Annotated in this window: 12 protein-coding genes; 7 read left to right on the top strand and 5 right to left on the bottom strand. The window is 46.3% G+C overall.

Annotation, left to right across the window (positions count from 1 at the left end):
* Positions 1-7: 7 nt before the first annotated feature.
* Positions 8-2191, bottom strand: a complete 2184-nt coding sequence (locus tag H4K34_RS09290; RefSeq protein WP_210757148.1) for a T9SS type A sorting domain-containing protein — start codon at positions 2189-2191, stop codon at positions 8-10.
* A gap of 175 nt (positions 2192-2366) precedes the next feature.
* Between H4K34_RS09290 and H4K34_RS09295 the strand changes: the two genes are divergently transcribed.
* The 7 genes from H4K34_RS09295 to H4K34_RS09325 are packed head-to-tail and all read left to right on the top strand — an operon-like array spanning position 2367 to position 16309.
* Positions 2367-3122, top strand: a complete 756-nt coding sequence (locus H4K34_RS09295; RefSeq protein WP_210757149.1) for an NUDIX hydrolase — start codon at positions 2367-2369, stop codon at positions 3120-3122.
* 34 nt (positions 3123-3156) lie between these two features.
* Positions 3157-4803: a sugar porter family MFS transporter gene (locus tag H4K34_RS09300; RefSeq protein WP_210757150.1), complete on the top strand. Its 1647-nt coding sequence runs from the start codon at positions 3157-3159 to the stop codon at positions 4801-4803.
* Position 4804: 1 nt separating this feature from the next.
* Positions 4805-6019, top strand: a complete 1215-nt coding sequence (locus tag H4K34_RS09305) for a glycoside hydrolase family 16 protein (protein ID WP_210757151.1) — start codon at positions 4805-4807, stop codon at positions 6017-6019.
* Positions 6019-7512 carry a glycoside hydrolase family 30 protein gene (locus H4K34_RS09310; RefSeq protein ID WP_210757152.1) on the top strand — a complete coding sequence of 498 codons (1494 nt, stop codon included), beginning with the start codon at positions 6019-6021 and terminating at the stop codon, positions 7510-7512. The genes H4K34_RS09305 and H4K34_RS09310 overlap by 1 nt, the downstream gene beginning before the upstream one ends.
* On the top strand, positions 7513-10926 hold the full coding sequence (locus H4K34_RS09315) for a hypothetical protein (protein WP_210757153.1): 3414 nt from the start codon (positions 7513-7515) through the stop codon (positions 10924-10926). It begins immediately after the preceding gene.
* 30 nt (positions 10927-10956) lie between these two features.
* The gene (locus tag H4K34_RS09320; RefSeq protein WP_210757154.1) at positions 10957-15072 is read left to right on the top strand and encodes a glycosyl hydrolase; all 4116 of its coding nucleotides are present in this window, start codon (positions 10957-10959) and stop codon (positions 15070-15072) included.
* The gene (locus H4K34_RS09325; RefSeq protein WP_210757155.1) at positions 15029-16309 is read left to right on the top strand and encodes a glycosyl hydrolase family 17 protein; all 1281 of its coding nucleotides are present in this window, start codon (positions 15029-15031) and stop codon (positions 16307-16309) included. Before H4K34_RS09320 ends, H4K34_RS09325 begins: the two co-directional genes overlap by 44 nt.
* Positions 16310-16365: 56 nt before the next feature.
* On the opposite strand, the gene H4K34_RS09330 is transcribed toward H4K34_RS09325, so the two are convergent.
* The 4 genes from H4K34_RS09330 to H4K34_RS09345 form a co-directional block, all read right to left on the bottom strand.
* Positions 16366-17493, bottom strand: a complete 1128-nt coding sequence (locus tag H4K34_RS09330; protein WP_210757156.1) for a glycoside hydrolase family 16 protein — start codon at positions 17491-17493, stop codon at positions 16366-16368.
* Between the two features lie 62 nt (positions 17494-17555).
* A complete protein-coding gene (locus tag H4K34_RS09335) occupies positions 17556-18908 on the bottom strand; it encodes a PKD domain-containing protein (RefSeq protein ID WP_210757157.1) in 1353 nt (450 codons plus the stop codon).
* A gap of 42 nt (positions 18909-18950) precedes the next feature.
* Positions 18951-20420, bottom strand: coding sequence for a RagB/SusD family nutrient uptake outer membrane protein (locus tag H4K34_RS09340; RefSeq protein ID WP_210757158.1), 1470 nt, complete (start codon positions 20418-20420; stop codon positions 18951-18953).
* 12 nt (positions 20421-20432) lie between these two features.
* Complete coding sequence (locus H4K34_RS09345) at positions 20433-23555, bottom strand: SusC/RagA family TonB-linked outer membrane protein (RefSeq protein WP_210757159.1); 3123 nt, start codon at positions 23553-23555, stop codon at positions 20433-20435.
* Positions 23556-23783 lie beyond the last annotated feature (228 nt).

A 23783-nucleotide genomic window follows, 5' to 3' on the forward strand; every position in this document is an offset into this window, starting at 1 on the left:
TAATGAACTATTTGGTGATGATCAGTTTCCGGCTCTCAGCGAATTGTTCGTTGGAGACGGTAATAAGGTAAATACCATTTTTCAACATGCTGAGGTCGAGTTCAGCATGATTTAAATTGCTGGTATTGGTATGTAAAATAGTGCGACCATTAAGATCAGTTACTTGAACAGTATGGGCTTCGCCATTAAGGCCTTCTAAGCGTACCAAGCCAGTGCTGGGGTTAGGCGCCAGGCTGAAATTGCTCATGCTGTTTTCGCTTAAACCTACATTAGGATCGAATTCAATATCGTCTACATAATAGGTTTTAGCACCCACGGCAATACCCGGTGTTCCGAAGTTCGGGAATACTACTACCACATCATAGCTTTTGCTTAAATCCAAGGCAGGAGTACCGGCGCTGTTATTGGCAAAATTGAAGTACAAGGTTTCCCAGGCTCCGGCCACAGTAGTAGTAGCTATAGTTTCGCAAGTGATAGTTCCATCAGCGGAATTTTCAACCTTCAAGAGGAAGTCGGTACCGGCATCAGGAGACCAAACGCGCATTTTCATGCCAGTTTGATTGGCAACAAAAGGAATGGGGTTTTTCATACCACCAGTGGTTACGGTAATACCGCCCCATACTTCTGCGCCGCCAGATTTGTCGATCTTCAATACCATATTGCTGGCATTGGTTGGATCAGCGGTTAAGCTATCTGAACAACCACCAAATTCGGTAGTAACATCGTAATCTACATTGGGATCATCGAAGGTGATGGGTAAGTCGATGGTATCCAAATTAGCGGCAGGCATAATCACGCCAAAGCTGATATCGTCAATATAATAGGTCTTAGCACCTGCGGTAGCACCATCTACACCGAAGTTGGGGAATACCACTACTTTGTCATAAGTGTTAGCATAGTTAATAGCCGCGGTTCCGGCTGCTTGATTGCTGAAATCGAATACCAAAGTATCCCAGCCAGCAGCAGTAGTAGTGGTATCTACAGTTTCTACTGAAATAGTAGGATCATTAGAATCCTCAATTTTCATTCGCACTTCAATACCTGCATCGGGAGACCAAATGCGCAGACTCATTAAATGGTCATTGGCTGTGAAAGGTACTGGAGCGGACAATCCATTTTTGGTAACAACAATACCGGCCCAGGTTTGAGCGGCACCGTCCTTGGTAAATTCGGATACCATATTAGTAGGATCGGTTGGATCCACTACGATGGTGTCGGTACAACCACCAAATTCGTCACTGCTGTAATCAATGGCAGAATTATCGAAGGTAATGGGTAAAGAAGGTAAAACCGGACCGGTAGAAGCAAATTGAATATCGTCTACATAATAGGTTTTAGCACCAGCAGTAGCACCATCCACACCGAAGTTCGGGAATACTACTACCTTATCATAGGTATTGGCAAAGTTGATAGCCGCGGTTCCTGAAGCGTTATTGGCAAAATCGAAGGTGAGGGTTTCCCAACCATTAGCCATGGTGGTAGTATCTACGGTTTCTACGGAAACTGTAGGATCATTAGCATCCTCAATTTTCATACGTACCTCGATGCCAGCATCAGGAGAGTATACGCGCATGGTCATAGTGGTATTGCCACTGGCAAAAGGAATAGGATTAGCTAGGCCATTGGCAGAAAGGATAATTCCTGCCCAGGTTTGAGCAGATCCGTCCTTATCGATTTGGGTAACCATATTAGTAGGATCAGTAGGATCAGCTACAATGGTATCGGTACATCCACCAAACTCCGAAGACACGTAATTTACATTCGGGTCATCGAAGGTAATGGGGAGGTCCATTTGACTGGCCGCACCACAAGGGCCGCAGGCTTCCCAACAAACTACATCTAAAATGGTGTCGCCGCTGAAGGTCAAAACGCGGTTAGTAAATCCACCGGTGGTTATGGTACAAGGTAAACCTTGGGTCAGGTTTTCTTGATCATTCCAACCGTCGATGGTGAATTTATATTCGATAGTTCCTGCTGTTAAAGGAAGGGCAACCTCCCAAACGCCATCACCATCAGCATCCGACATGGGGTTACATGCGCCACACCAGTTGTTGAAGGTTCCATTTACGTGAGCCGAGGTAAAACCAGTTCCGGAATAGCCGGCCAGGTCAACCTTAAAGGTCACGGTGTCTGTTTGTGCCGATAGGTTAAAGGCCGCAAACAGAGCCATTAATAAGGTAATCTTTTTCATTAGTACTGAATTTGAGCTCTAATGTATAACTTTTGGTAAAAATGACATTAAGTAAGCTGAAAAACTTTATTATTGCCTGAAAATGAGCACTAAGTCTTAAATGTGTGTTTTACACTTTTGGTAGCTTGTACTAAATGAAAATTTGGTATTTTTGAAAACGACATCAATCAGAATCATGGCTGAAAAGACTACAAGCACGGTTCCCAAGGGTCAGAAATCCCAGTTTGCAGTTCCGTATTACGAGATATCCTACGATAAATTTTTTCAATTCGGTGTTTCCGTCGATTGTGTGGTCTTTGGCTACCATGAGAATCGCCTTAAAATTCTCCTTATTAAAAGGGGGGCCGCTCCTTTTATGGGGATGTGGGCCTTACCGGGAGACCTTGTATATCCTAATGAGAATATTGATGTGGCGGCGCAGCGGATTTTACGCGACCTCACCGGTATTGATAATCTCTTTATGGAGCAAACCAAGGTTTATGGTCAGGTAGATCGTCACCCTGCCGGACGGGTAATCACCACTGGCTATTACTCCTTAATTGATATTGCCAAGCACGATCCTCACGCTTCCGCTTGGGCCGATGGAGTGTATTGGATGGATCTAAATGAAGTGCCTAAACTGGCATTCGACCATAGCGATATCCTCAAAGATGCCCTGCAAATCTTACAACAGCGGGTGCGTCATCAACCGGTGGGTTTTGAATTATTGCCGGAAAAATTCGCTTTGGCCGATCTACAAGCTTTGTACGAGGCCATTTTGAATGAGAGTTACGATAAGGCCAATTTCCGCAAGCGGATCCTTAGCATGAACCTTTTGATCTCCTTAAAGGAGAACCAGAAAGATGTGCCCCACCGCCCAGCCCGTCTCTATAAATTCGATAAGCAGCGCTACGATGAGCTGATTGCCAAAGGCTTCTCTTTCGAATTGTAATTCTTCGCTAATCTGAGATTAAAACTAACAGCCTATGAAAAAGGGTAATTCCGAATATGTATTTCTAATTGCCTTGATTGTAGCCCTGGGTGGACTGCTCATGGGTTTCGATGCTTCCGTTATATCGGGAGTGGTAGGCTTTATTAAGGTCGAATTTGACTTGAGCACCCTGCAATTGGGATGGTCGGTGGCTTCGCTTACCGTAGCCTCTACTATGGCCATGTTTGTGGCCGGACCTTTATCCGATCAGTTCGGTCGTAGAGCGGTATTGCGCATTGCTGCGATTTTATATGCCATTTCTGCCATTGCTTCGGCTTTGGCGCCAGATTATACAACTCTGGTTATCGCCCGTATGATTGGCGGCTTTGGGGTAGGTGCTTCCTTAATCTTAGCGCCACTCTATATTGCCGAAATCGCCCCCAAGGATAAGCGTGGACGCCTGGTTTCTTTTAATCAGTTGAATATTGTGATCGGTATTTCACTGGCCTTCTTTAGTAATTACTGGATTCTCCAATTGGGGAAAAGTGATGCCGCCTGGGTGCAAAATCTTGGCATTGACCAAAACAATTGGCGCTGGATGTTGGGCCTTGAGGCTTTACCCGCCATACTGTATTTCTTCGGCCTCTTTATGGTTCCGCGCAGTCCACGTTGGCTGATGATGAAGGGCAATAATGATGAAGCCCAAAAGGTAATGAGTCGAGTGGCTGGTCAGGAGAAAGCCCTGGAAGAGTTGGATCGGATCCGCAAGAATATTGAGGAAGACAGTAAGGTTGAAAAAGCCAGTTTGGGAGAGCTTTTCAAACCCGGTCTGCGCTTGGTTGTTACCATCGGAGTGGTAGTAGGCATATTACAACAGATCACCGGTATTAATGCGGTGTTCTTCTATGCACCTATGATTTTTGAACAAAGCGGTTTAGGTACCGATGCCGCTTTTATGCAAGCTATTTTAGTGGGATTAGTCAACTTGGTTTTCACCATTCTGGCCATTCTCTTTATCGATCGCCTTGGGCGTAAACCGCTTTTAACCTTCGGGGTGGCGGGCATTACCATCTCCATGTTGGTTTTAAGTTATGGCTTCAATAAAGCTACCTACAGTTTAGATGAGCAGGCCATTGCTTCTCTGGAATACAAAATACAAGCAGCGGCTGCCGAAGAAGGGCAGGAATTAAAAGATTTTGCTGATTGGAGCGAAGCAGAAAAGGCCGCTCTGGTTCAAGAAAGTAAGATTAAGCCCATGCTTGCCAAGGACTTTAATGATGGTGATTTGTATTTAGCAGAGGTGGCGGCTTTAATGCCTGATCTGGATATGGAAAGTCATCGTCAGGATTTCCTTAATTCCGCGATTCACCTCAATACCTATTTGATATTAGTAGCCTTGCTGGCTTTTGTGGCCTCCTTTGCGATTTCCATTGGACCGGTAATGTGGGTGCTCTTTTCCGAATTATTCCCCAATCGCATTCGCGGAATCGCCATTTCCTTTGTAGGGGTAATCAATTCTTTGGTAAGCACCATTGTACAGTTTGTATTCCCCTGGGAACTTGAAACCATCGGGAGCTCGCTCACCTTCCTCTTATTTGGATTATTCGCCTTTGCAGGCCTGATCTTTATCATTCGCAGCATTCCTGAAACCAAGGGACGTTCGCTGGAGGAATTAGAGAAAATCCTGATCAAAGAAGATTGATATGAAAGCTATTTATTTGGGAATTTTCAGCCTGGCCCTTTGGTCCTGCCAAGGTCCCGAAAGTCCGGTCGAAAAGGATCCCCTGCATTTAAATGCTCAAGATTTAGGGGCGCCTCAAGACAGTCTTTTAATCGCTAAGGGCGGTGCCCAAATCGACTTCACGCTTCCCATTACTGAGGCGGGTCGCTATGAGGTGAGATTAAAGGCCAGCAGCAGCGATAGTGCTCTGATTTGGATTGAAGATTATATCCATAATCCGGACGGACGGACTTATAATATCACGGGAAATATGCTGGCTCTAGCCGATGGCAGTCCGGTAGGCATTGTGGGCAGTCCGCTTGATACCGGTAAGCATGCCATGCGCTTGCATGTTTCTGGCGGGAAAGCACAAATCGAAAGCCTGTCTTTTAAACTGATCAAGAAACTACAGAAAACACCTGCGATCCATGAGCAGTCTATGGAGGGCGAGGAATGGGATTTGGTTTGGAGCGATGAGTTTGAGGGCTCGGGTTTGCCAGACAGCACAAAATGGTCTTACAATATTGGTAATTGGGGCTGGGGAAATAATGAGCCGCAATACTATACCGAAGGACGGCTGGAAAATGCCCGTCAGGAGAACGGCAACTTAATTATTGAAGCGCGTAAAAATGATCAAGGGCAAGCCTGGACTTCAGCGCGCCTTACTACCCAAGGCAAGCATGCCTTTACCTATGGTCGAATTGAATTTAGAGCGAAAGTTCCCGTAGGTCGTGGAACCTGGGCTGCCGGTTGGTTATTGGGTGATGCCTATCGCGATGAGCTTTCCTGGCCTTATTGTGGGGAAATTGATGTGCTGGAATGTGTGGGCTTCGAAATTAATGACAGTACCGGTTTGGGTAAGAACCATGCCACCTGCCATACCCGTGCCTATTACTTTAAACAAGGCAATCAGATTGGGTCTGAGATTGCAGTCGACAGCATGAACACTAAGTTCCATACCTATGCTATTGAATGGTACCCCGATCGTATTGAAGGTTATTTGGATGGCGAGCATTATTATACTTACGATAAGAATGCCAATGAACTGGAATGGCCCTTTGATAAGCCTCAAAATATTATCCTCAACCTCGCAGTGGGCGGCGGCTGGGGTGGTGCCCAGGGTATTGATCCCCAATGGGAAAAGCATCAGTATATCCTCGACTATGTAAGGGTCTATCAAAGGAAAGGGGCGAACTAATGCGGATCTTCAAAACATCCTTGTTTTTAAGCCTGATATTGGCGGCTTGTCAACCGCAGGAAAAGCCTGAATTGGAGGTTTACCAAAGTTCGGCCAGCGGAGATCGCTTAAAGAAGATTAATGCGGTGGCTGGTCAGGCAGACTTTCAAATTCATTTGGATAGCACTCAGCATTTTCAGCGCATCGAAGGTTTTGGAGGGGCCATCACCGAATCCAGTGCTCATTTGATTCAAGCCCTTCCGGCAGATCAGCGCCAAGCGCTATTGGCGGCCTATTTTAGTGATAGCGCTTCGGCCTATAATTTGGCCCGTCTGCATATCAATTCCTGCGATTTTTCTCTTTCCTCCTATGCCTATGTGGCGGAGGGCGATGCCACCTTGAGCAGTTTTGATCTGGCTCCGGATCGCGATGATATCATTCCCACCGCCCAGCAAGCCCTGGCTTTGGCCGATGGGGATTTACGCTTTTTTGCCTCTCCCTGGACGGCTCCGCCCTGGATGAAGGACAATAAGCATTGGTATGGCGGCAAGCTATTGCCCAAATACTATGATCTCTGGGCTCAGTATTTTGTGAAGTATGCCCAGGCTTACGCCGATGAAGGCCTCCCCATTTGGGGCTTTACCATCGAAAATGAACCCTTGGGTAATGATGCCAATTGGGAGAGCATGCATTTTAGTCCCGAAGAAATGGCTCAATTCATTAAAGGGCATTTGGCTCCCACTTTGAAAGCCGCAGGATTGGAATCTCAGCTTTTTATCTACGATCAAAATCGAGGTAAAGAACTGGAAGAATGGGCCGATCATCTCTTAAGTGATAGCAGCCTGCTTCCCGAAATTTATGGCACCGCGGTGCATTGGTATACCAGTACTTATAAGTGGTTCCCCGAATCTTTACAACATACCCATAAACTAGCTCCTAAAAAGCAAATTTGGAATACCGAGGCCTGTGTAGATGCCGAAGTTCCACACTGGCAGGACGATGCCTGGTATTGGAAAAAAGAGGCCACCGACTGGGGTTATACCTGGGCTCCTGAATCAGATAAGCCAGATCATCCCAAATATGTTCCCGTGTATCGCTATGCCCGTGATATTATTGGCTGTCTTAATAATGAGGTAAGCGCCTGGGTAGATTGGAATATCGTTCTCGATCGGCAAGGCGGTCCCAATCATGCTTCCAATTGGTGTGTAGCGCCGGTGATTGTAGATACGACCAGCGCGCAGATTTACTACACTCCGCTCTATGATGCGCTACGTCATTTTAGCCATTTCATTAAGGCAGGAGCATATAAGATTCAAGCCGAATCGAATTTACCGGAAGGCGTGCATTTTACCGCAGTTCGCAATCCGGATGGTAGTCTGGCTTTAGTTGTTTTAAACACGACTAATCAAGAACTAAATATTGAACTGAAACTGGAAAATCAGCATCTAGGCTTAACGGCAATTGCGCCATCAGCCCTACAAACTCTGGTGGTTCCGGTTAAAGGAAAAGCATAAATGAGGAAAGTAAAGCTGGGATCGCAAGTATTGCAAGCGCAAGCCATGGAAGCCAAAGGTGACTTTGTAAATTTTGAAGGGCAAGCCTTTTACCGTATCCAAAAGGTAAATGCCTTGCCTCCCTTTTTTATGACTTTGGTGAGTCCCTACGATCATTGGTTATTTGTGGCTAGCAATGGCGGTCTTACGGCCGGTCGTGCTGAAGCTGAAAACGCACTTTTCCCCTATTATACCGATGATAAGCTAATTGATAATGCGGCCTTCACTGGTCCGCGTACTCTTATTCGAGCAGAGAATAAGGACGATCAGAGCCTTTCCCTTTGGGAGCCTTTCGACCCTAATGAAAGGGGCTGGTATCAAATCGAGCGCAATCTCTACAAAAGCTTGCAAGCTGATCAATTGGTATTTGAAGAAATTAACCAAGATCTTCAACTGCGTTTCGCCTATCGTTGGGCCTTCTCGCAAAAGCATGGTTTTGTGCGCGATTGCTGGTTGGAGAATTTATCCGATCAAAATCAAAAAATTGAATGTCTCGATGGTCTGGAGAACCTCTTGCCTTATGGGGTAGAAACCCTTATGCAAGATCGCCGCAGTACCTTGGTAGACGCCTATAAAAAGAATGAGCTGGAGCCCGAAACTGCTTTGGGTATATTCAGCCTTAGCTCCAATATTGTAGACAAGGCCGAGCCTAGCGAATCTTTAATTGCCAATGTAGTTTGGTCGCCTCAAAAGCCAGATCTCTGCCTCTTAAGCAGTGCGCAGATTAAGAACTTCCAGCAAGGTGGAGATCTGGAAGCAGAAACTTTTACTAAGGCCCAAAAAGCGGCCTGGTTGGCTTTACGCCGATGGGATTTAAAGGTCGGGCAAAAAGTGCAGTGGAGCTTGGTGGCAGAAGTAGGCCTATCCACCGCCAAGGTGCATAATTTAAAAGCCGAGCTGCAAGCACCTGGAATAGCCGCCAGCCTGGAGAAAGAAATTGCCCAGAGTCGCCTAGAGCTCGAAAGCCTGGTGGCTAAGGCCGATGGCTTGCAATGTAGTGGAAATGCTTTGGTGCAAAGCCGTCATTACAGCAATGTGCTCTATAATATCATGCGGGGTGGGCTTTTCGAATCGGGCTATCAAATCGATAGTCAGGATTTTAAGCAATACCTCAAACTTAGCAATCGGCCCCTAGCCCTAAAGGAGCAAAGCTTGCTGGACTCCTTACCCGCTAAACTGACTTATTCGGAGCTTTTAAGCTTTGTTCAGAATAGTGCCAATCTCGATATGCGTCGTTTGGCCAGTGAATATTTACCCCTGAGTTTTAGTCGTCGCCATGGCGATCCCTCGCGTCCCTGGAATCGTTTTAGCATCCAACATTTGGATGAACAAGGGCAGAAAATTCTCAATTATGAAGGCAATTGGCGGGATATCTTCCAAAATTGGGAGGCCCTGGCTTATTCCTTTCCTGCCTTTATCGAGGGCATGATTTTCAAATTTGTGAATGCCAGCACGGTGGATGGCTACAATCCTTATCGCATCGCCAAAAATGGCATCGATTGGGAAGTGATTGAGCCGGATGATTCCTGGTCTTTTATTGGCTATTGGGGCGATCATCAATTGATCTACCTCCTGCGTTTATTGGAGCATTGCGAAAAACATTATCCGCAAAAGCTGGCCGGCCTTTGCAATGAAAATTGCTTTGTGTACGCCGATGTACCCTACCGACTGAAAAGCTATGCGGAGATTCTTCAAGATCCGCAGGATACCATTCTTTTTGATCAAGCGCTCCATGCGCAGGCCGAATCCCGCTTTAAGGAAATCGGTGCCGATGGTAAATTGATCTGGAATGCTGACAAACCTCTAAGAGCAAATCTGGGTGAGAAAATTATGCTTAGCCTGCTCACTAAGCTCTACAATTTGGTGCCCGGCGGTGGTATTTGGATGAATACCCAAAGGCCAGAATGGAATGATGCCAATAATGCCTTAGTCGGTCAGGGCTTGAGTATGGTAAGCCTTTATTATCTGCGTCGTTTTATGGCCTTTATGCTCGATTGGATTTCCAATGATGAGGGCGAATGGCATTTGAATTCGACCCTAATGGCTCTTTACAAAGACCTGAATTTGATTGTTAAGGAGCATAGCAATAAAGAGCGTTTCAGCGATAGCGAACGCAAAGACTTTATGGATCGCATGGGCTTAGCAGGTGAGGCCTACCGGCAATTAGCTTACCGCGGCGAATTAGGGGTGAAGGAGCCTTTAAGGCTGAAGGACCTTCACGAGTTCTGTGAACAGACCCTGGAATTGGTAGACCGCAGTATTGCTGAAAACCGCAAGGAGAATGCCCTGTACCATGCTTATAATTTACTGGCCTTAGAAGAGAAAGAAGCGCAGATAGAGCATCTGTACGAAATGCTCGAAGGTCAGGTAGCGGTGTTGAGTGCCGAGAAACTCAATCCGGCGGAAGCCCTGGAAGTGCTGGATGCCTTAAAAGCATCGGCCATGTACCGCGAAAATCAGTATTCCTATTTGCTTTATCCCGATCGGCAATTGGCGGGCTTTTTAGAGAAGAATCGCATTCGCCCCGAGCAAATTGAAGGCAAGCAATTAAGCCATGCCTTACTCGAAAAAGATGTGCAAGGGGATTATCATTTTAAAGGTCAGTTTCGCAATGCCAAGGACCTCAAGGCGGCTCTGGAAAAACTGGCCTTGGAAGATCAGGCCGAAGCAGTAGATGCCGAGGCTAAGTTTTGGTTTGAGCTCTATGAGCAATCTTTTGTGCATCGCGAGTTTACCGGACGCTCCGGAACTTTTTACGGCTATGAAGGGCTGGGCAGTATTTACTGGCACATGGTTTCCAAATTGCTTTTAGCAGTGCAGGAGAATTTGCGGGCCGCGAAGCACAATGGCGCTTCGGCCGATGTTTTGGGCCGCTTGATCGATCATTATTACGAAATCCGAGCGGGAATTGGTGCCAATAAGAGTCCACAGCTATACGGTGCCTTTCCCTTTGATGCCTATTCCCATACCCCTTCCACCGCTGGAGCCCAGCAACCGGGAATGACCGGCCAGGTGAAGGAAGATGTGCTAAACCGCTGGTCCGAATTGGGCCTCGAAGTGCGTGCCGGACAATTGCATCTGGATCCTTTTTTCCTGGCGGAAGATGAATTTTTACAGGAAGGGAGAAGCTTTAAATATGTGGATGCAGCCGGCCAATGGCAAAGCTTGGATGTTGAAGCCGGGGAGCTGGCATTTAGCTATTGCTCCGTGCCCTTTATCTACCGCAAGGCCCAAAAAGCAGAGCTGCGAATTGAATTCTTTGGAGCGGCTCCCGAAGAATATTCAGAGCAGCAAATCAATGAAAAATGGAGTCGATCGCTGTTTGATCGACATCACGAAATACAAGTAATAAGGGTGGATCTGCCCTTGCACTAAGCAATTTAGGTCGGAATAAATACGCTGATTATGACTAAGACTACTACGCTCGCCCGTAGAGTGCTTGGCTCTTTGATGCTGCTCGGAAGTCTGCTTCAGGCTCAGGTAGTGCAAAAAGGTCAAGGCTCTTATACCACCAACTTTCCGGGTACAGATGCGGCCGGCCGAAATGGCTATCCCTCCGGAACGCCCTTTGTAACGGGCAATGCGGCTAATAAACCGGTGCCAACCAATGAGTGGTGGTCACATAAAGTGAAAAATGCGCATTCTTCCAATCTCTTTAATTATCCCTTTACCCTAAAAACCATCAATCAAGGTTTGGTGGCTACCTATATTCCATGGGGGCCTATCGACAATATTGAACCGGTGCAAATTGGATTGACGGGCTTAAATGCCAGCGCTGCTAATGTGGCCGATCACGATGATTGGATGATAAGCCTCGACTGGCAAAGTGGAACCCATCATTTACAAGCCCGTACCGGTATTGGCATGCCATTTTTATATTTCAATAAGGATGCAAACAGTACCGTAGAAATCAATATTAATCAGGGAGCGGTTACCGATTCGGGCTCCTTCCTAATTGTAAAAGGCGTGCGCAATGGCGCTGATTTTGTGATCTATGGACCTTCCGGTTCCAGCTGGCAACAAAATGGATCTACCTATACCTCTAGCTTAAATGGCAATGATTATTGGTCTTTGCTCTTTATTCCTCCGGGAGGTAATCCCGACCAAAAAGCCAGCGATTTAAAGAAGTACGCTTTTGTATTCCCCAAGCACTGCCAGGCCGATTGGCAATACAATGAACAGACCTCCATCGTGCATACCGATTTTACAGTGCAAACCGAAGTAATGGAAGGCAATGACAGTCTAATGCTCCAAGGTCTTTTACCGCATCATTGGGCGAATTTAGCCGGCTCCAGCCAGATAAATACCAATCATGTGTACAGCACGGTTCGTGGGGATTTGAAGTTAATGGAGGGCAATCATTTTGCGGTAGAAAATACTTTTTACGGCATTTTACCCACCTTACCTAATGTGCATTGCCACAGCAATTCCTTCGACCCTGGGAAATTGCAGGAGAAGGTAGATCTACTTAAAAACGAAGGATTAGCCACTTGGACCGACTCCTATAATGAAGGTCAGGCGATGAATCGCTTAATCCAAACGGCGCGAATTGCAGAGCAGGTGGGTGATACCTCCGCCCTGAATAGCATTTTAAAAACCGTGAAAGAGCGCCTGGAAGATTGGCTTTCCTACCAATCTGGCGAGGTGGCATTCCTCTTTTATTACAATCAAACCTGGGATGCATTAATTGGCTATCCGGCCGGCCATGGTCAGGATGCAAATATTAATGATCACCATTTCCACTGGGGTTATTTTATTCATGCAGCTTCATTTGTGGAGCAATTTGAGCCTGGCTGGGCCGCTAATTGGGGACCAATGATTGACATGCTGGTGCGTGATGCGGCCAGCAGTAATCGCAGTGATAATCTCTTTCCTTATTTGCGAAATTTCAGTCCTTATGCCGGGCATTGCTGGGCCAATGGATTTGCCAGCTTCCCACAAGGGAATGATCAGGAATCGACCTCCGAGAGTATGCAGTTTAATTCCTCCCTTATTCATTGGGGAGCGGTTACCGGGAATGATTCTATTCGCGATTTGGGCATTTACCTCTATACCACCGAGCAATCGGCGGTTGAAGAATATTGGTTCGATATGTATCAACGGAATTTTGGTGCTAACCAGCAATATTCCTTGGTGTCGCGAGTTTGGGGCAATAGTTATGATAATGTCACTTTTTGGACGGCAGATATTGCCGCCTCCTATGGCATTGAGCTTTATCCTATTCACGGCGGTTCCCTCTACTTGGGTCATAATCTGAATTATCATAATACCCTATGGTCAGAAATTGAGCAGAATACCGGAATTCTAAGCAATGCTCCCAATGTGAACCTCTGGCATGATGTAATGTGGCAGTATCTTGCTTTTAGCGATCCCGATAAGGCCTTGAATCTCTATGATTCTTATCCTAACCGCGCTTTGAAATTCGGGGTTTCGGATGCCCAAACGTATTATTGGTTGCATAGCCTTAAGGTATTAGGTGCCCCCGATGCGACAGTAACGGCAGATCATCCTCTGGCAGCGGCTTTTCAGGGTGATGGCAATCGTATTTACGTAGCCCAGAATTATGGCAGCTCCAGCTTAAACGTTCAATTCTCAGACGGCTATCAATTAACGGTTGCTCCGGGTGAATTGGTCACTTCCATGGATGTAAATCTAGAGGGTGAATTAAGCACCCTATTTGACCGAGCTTATACCTGGGGCACGGCTCAATTGAGCTTTAATCTGCAACAGGGCAGTCCCGATTATATGGTGCTCTATCAAAATGAAGATAGCATCACCAGCCTGCAACAGGCGCCCTATCAGTTTACGGTAGATAGCCTGGAAGCCGGTATCCATAGCTTTTATGTGCAGATGTACCAGGGTGGCAATTGTGCCATTTCTAATTTGCTAAAGATTGTAGTGGGAGAGCAAGTGCCATTTAGTGGCAGTCCGGCTTTAATTCCCGGCAGTATTTGGCCGGGAGAATACGATCTTTTTGAAGGGGGTTTTGCCAATGAAATAAGCTATCTCGACTTAAGTCCGGATAATCAAGGTGATTTCCGACTCAGTGAGTGGGTAGATGCTACGAATCACCCTAGCGAAGGTCCGGTAGTAGGTTGGCTAAATGCCGGTGAATGGCTGGAATTTACGGTAGATGTACAAATGGCCGGTCTTTATGATGTAGATATTCGCTATGCCTCAGATAATTCTGCTGGCGGTGGCCCGATGCGTTTGGAGTCGGATGGGCAAATTGTGGCATCTGGTATAAGTTTTAATCAAACCGGTGGTTGGGATACCTGGGCGACCAAGAGCATAAGCAATGTGCCTTTGAAATCAGGAGAGCAGATTCTGCGGATATATATCGAGAATGGAGAGTTTAATCTGGGAGAACTCGATTTTCAGTTTAAGGGTCCATTGGCCTATGATCAACCGGTGGCCGATGCAGGTCCGGTGCAAATGATAGTATGGCCTCAAAATCAAGCGAGCTTAGATGGTAGTGCGAGCTTTAGTCCGGCCTCCAATTCCTTAACCTATCAATGGACGCAGCTTTATGGTCCATCGGCGGCCAGCCCTGGCAATGCAACAATGGCCATAAGTTCCCTTCAAAACCTACAAAAGGGGGTTTATAAATACCGACTGGAAGTAGATAATGGCTCGCATTCGGATCAGGATGAGGTCTATGTAATTGTGGGGGATCATAGCAATGTTCCGCCTACCGCTGCCTTTTTAAGTCCGGCGCAGGGTTCACGCTTTGTAGAGGGTGAAACAGTAATGCTACAAGCAACGGCCAATGATTTAAACGATAGTATTCAAAAGCTGGACTTTTACCTCAATGGGCAATTGTTCCAAAGCTTTAACAGCCGGCCTTATAATTTGAATTGGACCGCTCAATTAGGCCCGGCGCAATGGCGTTTATTGGCCTATGATTATTTGGGTGATTCAGCCTGGTCGGCGCCCTTAAGTTTACAGATTGATACTGCGCCTTCCTGCGAGGGAATTAGCCAAAACGGGGATTTTTCCTGGAAGTTTTCTTCGGATGATAGTAATCCCACCCTCACCTTTATTCCTTCTCAAGCGGGAGTGGGAGTGCCTACCTGTATTCTGTATTATGGCACTAATCCAGGGGCTTTGCCGGGTTATCCGGTTACACCCAATCAGCCCTACCCGCTTAATGCGAATAAGGGCGATCTGATTTACTTCTACTATACCTACTCTTATCCGGGAGCCGGGGAACGAAACAATTCGGCCAATAAAGACAGCTATGTGGTAGGTACTTGTAGTGATATTGGATTGGCCGAGAATTGGGAGGAGCAAATTGCAGTTTATCCCAATCCCAGCACTGACCAATTTTACATTGACCTTATAGAAGCCGGAGCGCATATTAGCGTTTATGACCTTCGCGGAAAGCTAATCCTGGAAAAGGAGGTACAGGGCCGAAAAGGTGAAATTAATTTAGAAGGCCGAGCGGAAGGCTTGTACTTCTTAAAGCTTAACAAGGATGGAAAATCAGCGACTTTCAAAATTGTTTTACGCAAATACTAAGGCTTTTAAGGCGGGCTTATTAGGCTTTGCCCTACTCGCTATTTCGGCCTGCGATCAGCCTAAAACCACTAATGCGGCCTCTATACTCGGTAACCCCGATTATCAGGCCATCGCCTATGGTGGCTATCGAAATGTAGATCGATCTCAGGCGCCAAGCAAGGCAGAATTAAAGGAGGATCTAAAGATTCTTCATGCCATGGGGATTCGCGTTTTACGCACCTATCATGCTCGCCTGTATGAGCATGCCCCGCGCTTATTGGCGGCGATAAGCGAAATGAAGAGCGAAGACCCCAATTTTGAAATGTATGTAATGCTGGGTGCCTGGATACAATGCGCGGGTGCCTGGACAGATAATCCTCAACATTTAAAGGGCGATGTAAAGGAGAACAAGGCCGAAATTGATCAGGCCATTCGTTTGGCGCAGCAGTATCCGGATATCGTTAAGGTAATTGCGGTAGGAAATGAGTCGATGGTGCATTGGGCCGCAAGCTATCACGTGCATCCGCGCATTGTTTTAAAATGGGTGCAGCAATTACAAGGGCTTAAAGCCGATGGGATTTTAGCTGATGATCTCTGGATAACCAGTTCCGATAATTTCGCCTCCTGGGGTGGGGAAGGGCCCGAATATCATGTGCCGGCCTTGGATTCCTTAATCGCAGCAGTAGACTATCTCAGTGTACATTCCTATCCTTTTCACGATAGCCATTACAATCCGCAATGGTGGCAATTGGAAGCCAGTGCGGATAGCCTAAAGAAGGATTCCTTGATAAATACCGCCATTCAAAAAGCTTTGGATCGGGTGCAAAGTCAATTGACGGCGGTGGCCTCCTATGTGGAATCGCTGGGCTTGGAAAAGGAAATCCACATTGGTGAAAGTGGCTGGGCCAGTGGAGATAATCACCTTTATGGCGATAAGGGCTCGCATGCAGCTGATGAGTATAAACAAATGCTCTATTATCAAGGACTGCGCAAAATGGCCGATTCTTTAGGGATGTCTTGCTTTTATTTTGAAGCCTTTGATGAGCCTTGGAAAGATGGGCAAAACCCAGCTGGTTCCGAAAATCACTTTGGTTTATTCACGGTAGACGGACAAGCGAAAATGCCCATTTGGGATTTGGTGGATCAAGGTCTCTTTGCAGGATTAAGTCGGGCTGGAAATCCCATTCGGAAAAGCCATCATGGTAATGGGGAAAGTCTAAAGGACTCCGCTTTAATACCTCCATATAAGTCTTTGTAAAGCATAAAAAAAGCGCCCCTTAAGGCGCTTTCTTTGATTGTTTTTCGGATTCCGATTTATTGGAAAACCCGAACATAGTCTACTGCCATCTGTTGCGGGAAAACGGTGCTGGCATTAGGACTGCCAGGCCAGTCGCCTCCCACGGCAACGTTAAAGATGAAGAAGAATTTTTCCTGAAACTCGCTCAGAGCCACAGGGGTTATATCGATTTGATGGAATTGGGTATCATCAAAATACCAGGTAATGGCATTGGCATCCCAAACCAGAGAATACACATGGAACTCCTGCGATAGCTTACCGGAAGTAGAACGGATGGAGCCACCGAAATCAGCTTTGGTGCCATTATTATCCCAGTGCACGGTACCAAAGCAATATTCATCCCCACGATTGGGGCCGTTTCCACCTACCATTTCCATGATGTCGATCTCGCCACAAGCGGGCCAGCCCACACTGTTAAAATTGTCGCCCAGCATCCATAAGGCAGGCCATAAACCTTGCCCTTCGGGTAAGGCCGCACGAATGTCGATACGACCGTATTTAAAGCTTTGCATCCCACGGGTTACAATGCGAGAGGAGGTATAATTGCGACCACCAAAAGTTTCGTTTTTAGCGGTGATTACCAAGTAACCGTCTTTCACCTCAGTGTTTTCAGCACGATAGTACTGTAGTTCATTATTTCCCCAGCCATTGCCACCGGTACCAATTTCATGAGTCCAATCGCTGGAAAGGCTGCTGCCTTCAAACTCATCATTCCATACCAGAGTATATCCGGGATAAGTTAGGGGCGTAGTATAGCCAGTAGTAGGGATACCACCGCCGCCACCGCCACCACCGGAGCTTACTTCAACGCTTACTGAATCTATTACTTCGGTATAGTACTCGAAACTGGCATAGGCCCGACCGCGAATGGTGTAGGTACCGCTTTCGCTGAAGGTGTAGGAAGCTTGGCCATCCTGGCTATCCAGAATTACGGTCTTGCTGCCTTCTTCGATAAAGACCCGATAATAATTGGTGAAATTGGCGGTCATGCTTATTTCAACCAAACCTTCGGTGCTATTAGAAACATTGAGGTCCATGCGCAAATTGGTCGGTCGAATAATCTCTACTGTAGAGGAGCTATCATCCCCGCAGCCCCATAAACCGAGGCTTAATAGTCCTATTAGTAAAAAGCGAATCTGCTTCATTTCGGTGTTTTTTTGGATAGGAAAAAAAGGGGTGGCAAAATACCACCCCAATTTATCGGAACTTACTCTTGTTTAATGTCGTCGACATAAAATACGTCGGCAGTGGTAATGCCCCATCCGGGGAAGATTACCAGGCGACCAAAGTCTGAGGCCACCCCTGTAAAGTCGAAGCTCAACTCTTCCCAGCTATTGGTTTGAGTAATGTGAGCGTCTACCTCTACGAAATTGTTAGAGTTGGTTTTGTCTTCTAATTTCAAACGGAAGGTACCGGTGTCAGAAGCCCAAACGTTAAGCTTAATCATGTTTTGAGCACTGAAGTCCAAATTGTTTTTCAGGTTCACATATTGGCCCGCCCAGGTTTCGTTACCGTGGGTTACTTCCATCACCTTGCTGCTGGTATTGATACCGCTCATATCGGGATTAGCGATATACTGGTAGCCACCATTTCCGAAGGTAGTCCAGGTAGGTTCTACGCTTTCGAAATCTAATGGTAGATCGGGGTCTTCCGCGGGGTTTGGATTACTGTTGTAGCCTTCAGGAACCAAACGAATATACCAGGTTAGCGCAGGGTTGCTGGCTTTGGTATCTACAAAGCTTAACCACAATTCATTCTCTTCCAGGCTAATTACGGTATAGGTACGAGTACCCGCCCAGTAGCCGATCATGGCATCACCACTAACAGTAAGAGTTGTGTCGCTTCCGCTGTCGTTCAATGTCCAGGTTTCGCCCATTTGATCAGGGAAAGCAGCGATGTAATCTGCTACCGGAGAGGCAGTAGTATCATCAAAAGGTGCGATACCGGCATGCTCGGCATTAACATATACACCACCACCGGTAACCTGATCGAAACCAAAGCCATTAAGGTGGAAGGTATAACGGTCATTGTACATATCAGCACCTGCTTTTTCATTGGCTTGGGCAGCGTACCATTCTGGATAACGACCAGCCGCTCCAATAGGATCAGGGCCTACACCAAAGTGAGCTGGACTAGCTGAATCTACCGCCCAGGTTTTGCTGGATCCTCCGGTAAGAAGGGCAAAAAGTGGATTGTTGATCAAGCTAGGGTCATCCTGAGCAATTACGATGGTTTGAGTACTGGAGGCACTACCACCGGAATTTTGCACGGTAAGAGTAACATCATAGCTACCGGCAAAAGGATAGGTGGCCGATACATTGCTTCCGGAACCGGTAGAGCCATTACCGAAATCCCAACTGGCGGCCAGTGAAGAATTGGCGGCAGTAAATTCAATGATGTTGTCGCTGCTGGCTGAGGCCTGATAGGTAAAGGCAGCATCAGCCTGGCTAGGTGGTTGACCTAAAGTAGGCTTATCATCTTCCTTACAAGCGGAAGCCACCACAAGCAAGCCCATGCTTATCCAAAGGCTTGTTTTTGAGAAAATGGATTTAACGTTCATTATTTGAGGTTTAGTAGTTATTAGACAGTTTTAAATATTCTATTAATAGCCGGAGTTTTGATTCCAATTTCCACCGCTGAGGTCAATCTCTACTTGGGGAATTGGGAATACTTCATGCTTACCGCTTACAAAGCCGTCAATCTCATTGGCCGCTTGGCCGGTTCTAACCAGATCAAAGAAACGATGTCCTTCACCTGCAAGTTCATAATTGCGCTCTTGCCAAATTTCCTGAGTAAGGGTGTTTCCACCAGAACTTAAAGGGCCCATGCCTACTCGATTGCGTACTTGATTAACATAAATAAGGGCCTGAGGATCGTTGCCATTGCGATTATGGGCCTCAGCCGCCATTAATAGCACATCGGCATAGCGAATAACTTTATAGTTCAAGGGGCTGGTAAGGTCATCATCTGGTAAGCCTAGTTCCGATTTACGCTTGATGTACTTGTTATTGTAGTAACCAGTATGGCCACCGCCACCAGTTGCATAACTTATAGAACCGGGATCGGGCTGCAGGTTAATGAAAGAATCCAGGTTTAGCACCGATGCATCTCTACGTGGATCATTAGGGTCGAAACTGTTGTAGAGCTTGGCAGTAGGTAAATTATAAGAGTTGCCATCGGCATAATAAGGACCTTCGTACTGACGAATACCATTGAAACCGGCCGCAGCATTACCTTCCAAACAGATGAGGCAATCGTAGCTACCCCCTTCCAAATTGGAATATTCTACATCAAATACGGTTTCGGAATTGTCTTCATTGGCGGCAAACCAAAGGTCTTCGAAATTGCCCATCAAACTATATGGACCTTCGTTAACCACGCGATCTAGAACCGTAGCGGCCTGTCCAAATTTGTTTTGATAGAGGTAAACCTTTCCTAAGAGAGAAAGGGCAGCACCCTTATCTACCCGACCTTTTACGGGTTGGTTCCAGGGTAAATTGTTAACTGCGTATTGCAAATCGCTTTCAATCTGAGTATAGATTTCACTGGCGCTGTTGCGATCGAGAGTGGTTACCTCTTCTGCACCGATGCGCTTATCGATAATCAGGGGCATGGCGCCGAAATAGCGCACCAATTCGAAATAATAGTAGGCACGTAAAAAGCGGGTTTCCCCGATGATTACTTCTTTGCCTTCGAAATTGGTTTTGTCTTTATACTCCATGATGTAGTTGCAACGAGCAACACCGGCATAATTAAAGCGCATGATGTCGCGCAGTTCATTATTAACCGCATCATGGTTCATTTGATCGATTTCATGCAATCCTTCGGTGTCGGTAACCGACTCACCTCCGGCAATGGAATTATCAGAAGCGATTTCGCCTATCCATTGGGTGAGGTAAGAAGCTTGCAAGAGATCGTAGGCACCAATCAGGGCCAATTCATAATCTTGTTCGGAGTTAAAATAATTTTCCGCATCCTGAGCATAGGCAGGTTGCACATCCAGATACTTTTCGCAAGAAGAAAAAGAAATCAGGATTAAGAAAAGGGCTAAAAATAGTCTTGTTGATTTCATGATGATCTCCTATTAAAATTTCAGGTTAAAACCACCCATAATTGTGCGGGCCTGAGGATAAAATCCATAATCGACCCCAGCCGCTAGTGTACCTCCAAAGTTTCCAATATCCGGGTCATAACCCAGGTAATTGGTTAAGGTGTAGAGGTTATTAGCACTGATGTAAATTCGTAAGGATTCCACTTTGGCGCCACCTAACCATTTTTTAGGTAGAGTATAACCAAACTGAATATTTCGCAAACGCACAAAAGAGCCATCCTCCACATAGAAATCTGAGAATACTGTATTGCGGTTGCTTCCGGTAGTAACGCGAGGATAGATGTCGGTAGAGCCGGCACCGTTCCAACGGTTAATTACATAGTTCAATTGGTTGGCATAAGGCTGCTGACGCTCGTAGTTACGAATGATTTCCTGACCTAATGCGGCGTATACGTTACCGGCTAAGTCAAAGCCTTTGTAACGAATGTTAAAATTGAAACCAATGGTAAGGTCCGGAATAGGAGAACCGATTTTCACCTTATCCGAATCATCACTAAAGTTGATTTGACCATCCCCATTTTGATCTACAAAACGTAAATCTCCAGGCTTGGCACCAGCCTGAGTAACGCTGGCATTGTCAATCTCAGCCTGAGTTTGGAAAATTCCGTCGGTTTCATAGCCAATGTAGTAACCAATGGGCTGACCTACTTCGAAACGAGTGGCTACAACACCTCCAACACCAAAGGAAGCACCGGGAATAAAGTCTACACCATCCGGTACGCGTACCACTTCGTTTTTGAGAGTGGTTAAGTTTAAGTTGGCATCAAAAACCCAGGGACGTGTAGGGTTGCTATGGTAACCCAATTCGAATTCCATTCCGCGGTTCGAAACGTCGCCGGCATTTACATAAGGGGGATAACCTCCGGCACCATAAGTTCCGAGCAAGGCAGATACTGCAGGTTGGAACAGAAGGTCCTGGGTGTTTTTAACAAAGTAGTTGAAGGTGAAGCTCAGGTCTCTCAAGAAATTGAAATCGAGGCCCACATTAAACTGATGAGTGGTTTCCCATTTTAAGTCGGGGTTAGAACCACGACCAATAGCTACTCCACTGGTGATAATATCATTGAGGATGTATACACCCTCGCCATTAAGCAAGGCTCGGTAGGCAAAGTTGGGAATCTGATCATTACCGGAAATACCGTAAGACATCCGCAGTTTACCGAAATCCATCCAATCCAGATTCAGGCCTTCCCAAAACACTTCATCACTAAAGATCCAGGCACCGGAGAAGGCGGGGAAAATACCCCAGCGATTATTGGCTCCGAATTTGGAAGAGCCATCACGACGCACGATAGCAGAGAATAAATAGCGATTGTGCAAGCTGTATTCGGCACGCAGGAAGGAAGAAAGCAGGCGCTCTTCGTATTGGAAGGAACCGGCATTATTTAAAAAGCCGCCATCGGCCTGGTTGGCAGAGATGTCGGCAAAGTTAATCGAGTTATTGGGGATATTGTAAGCGGTGGCATTTAAACCATTTCCGCTGCGGGTGAATACCGATACCCCTAAGGTGCTTTTTACCTTGTGAATTTTGTTGAAGGTATGGTCATAGTTCAAGAAACCTTCGTAGGTAAGGTCAACATAGGTATCGCGGTTTTCATACACACTGGCGCCACGCTCTAAGAATACACTGTCGGCAATTTCTACCATCGGGGCATCCAGATCTTCATTGGCGGCGGTGTTTTGCGCTTTACCGGGGCCGTACCATACTAAGGGAGAGAAGGTTTTTCCGTCTACCAAAGCCACATTATAGTTGAAGCGATTGGTAAGGGTGAAGTCTTCGTTAATGGTGTACACCAATTCCTCCTTACCTACAAATTTGTTGGTGTTGGAGCGGTTGTAGGTGTTTTCCATTTGCGCCAGAGGGTTGATGATATCATTCACCAAACTCAAATAGCTGTAACGGCCATTATCCTGGCGAATAGGCTCGGTAGGATAGGCATTAATGGTATTGTAAAGAACGGAGCCAATACCGTTTTCAGCCAGGGTGCTACGCGCTTCGTTGGTATATAGCAAAACGCTGTTTAGGCGCAGCTTTTCATTCATGTCGAAGGAGACATTTACCCGGGCATTATAGCGTCGGAAATTGGCTTTATCACCACCTACAATACCATTCTGATTGTAGTAAGATCCGCCAATAGAGTAGCGGGTAGTTTGATTACCGCCATTAATGCTGATGTTATAAGATTCGATAGGGGCATTTTGAAAAACCGCCTCTTGCCAATCTGTTCCCTCTCCTAAAGCAGTGTTGGCAAAAGGCGGAGTCTGTCCTCCGTTTATAAAAGCATTGTTTTTAATAACGGCGTATTCGGTGGCATTCAATAAATTAAGCTGACGGGCAGTGCTTTGCATGCCGTAAAAACCGCTGAATTCGATTTGCGGCTTAGAATTGAGTTTTCCCTTTTTGGTTTCGATGATGATAACCCCATTGGCAGCACGTACCCCGTAAATACCGGCGGTACCGTCTTTCAATACGTTTACAGATTCGATATCATTGGGGTTCAGGGCATTTAAGCCTTCAGAATCGTAAACAATTCCATCAACTAAGATGAGGGGGTCATTATCGCCAAAGGTGGAAAGACCACGGATACGAATGCTACTGGCCCCACCCGGTGAACCCGAATTGGTATTAATGGTAACCCCCGAAACCTGCCCTTGTAAGGCGGCATCTACTCGGGAGATATTGAGTTTTTTGAGTTCGGCCCCTTCTACCTTGGCCGCGGCCCCGGTTATTTCCTTTTTGGTAGCTGAGCCGTAACCTACTACTACAATTTCATTGAGGAGGGAGGCCTCTTCCGTCATTTCAACGTTCAGCGTCCGCGACTCATTTACTTGAATTTCGATGGTTTTGAAGCCTACGAATGAGAAGACCAGGGTTTGGCCTTTCTGAGCTTTAATGCTGTAGTTCCCGTCCATGTCGGTGGTGGTTCCTTCCTGACTGCCTTTTACGCTAATGTTTACCCCCGGGATAGTAGGGCCATCATTGGCTTCTTTAACCTGACCGGAAATGTTGACTTCCTGGGCGGCTAAAGCAAAAGAACTAAGGACAAGCACTGCGCTTAGGAGCGGGCGTAGTGCCTTGCGGTACACTTGCTTCATTTTAATTTAATTGGTTCAATTTCAATTGGTTGTATTGAAGTAGCAGGCTAATAATTGTCGCTATAACAATTATTAGAGCAATCAAATGTAGTTCTTTTGGTTAAATGTACCAAAAGCGTTTTTGAGAAAAAGCGTTGGAGGCTACTAACAGAGCATTAGCGCTTGCTAATTCTTTTGAGCTAATGGTGGCTTAAACCATTAGTGGTTATAGCAGAGCTGCTTAAGGTT

Source organism: Croceimicrobium hydrocarbonivorans (assembly GCF_014524565.1).
GTDB lineage: Bacteria > Bacteroidota > Bacteroidia > Flavobacteriales > Schleiferiaceae > Croceimicrobium > Croceimicrobium hydrocarbonivorans.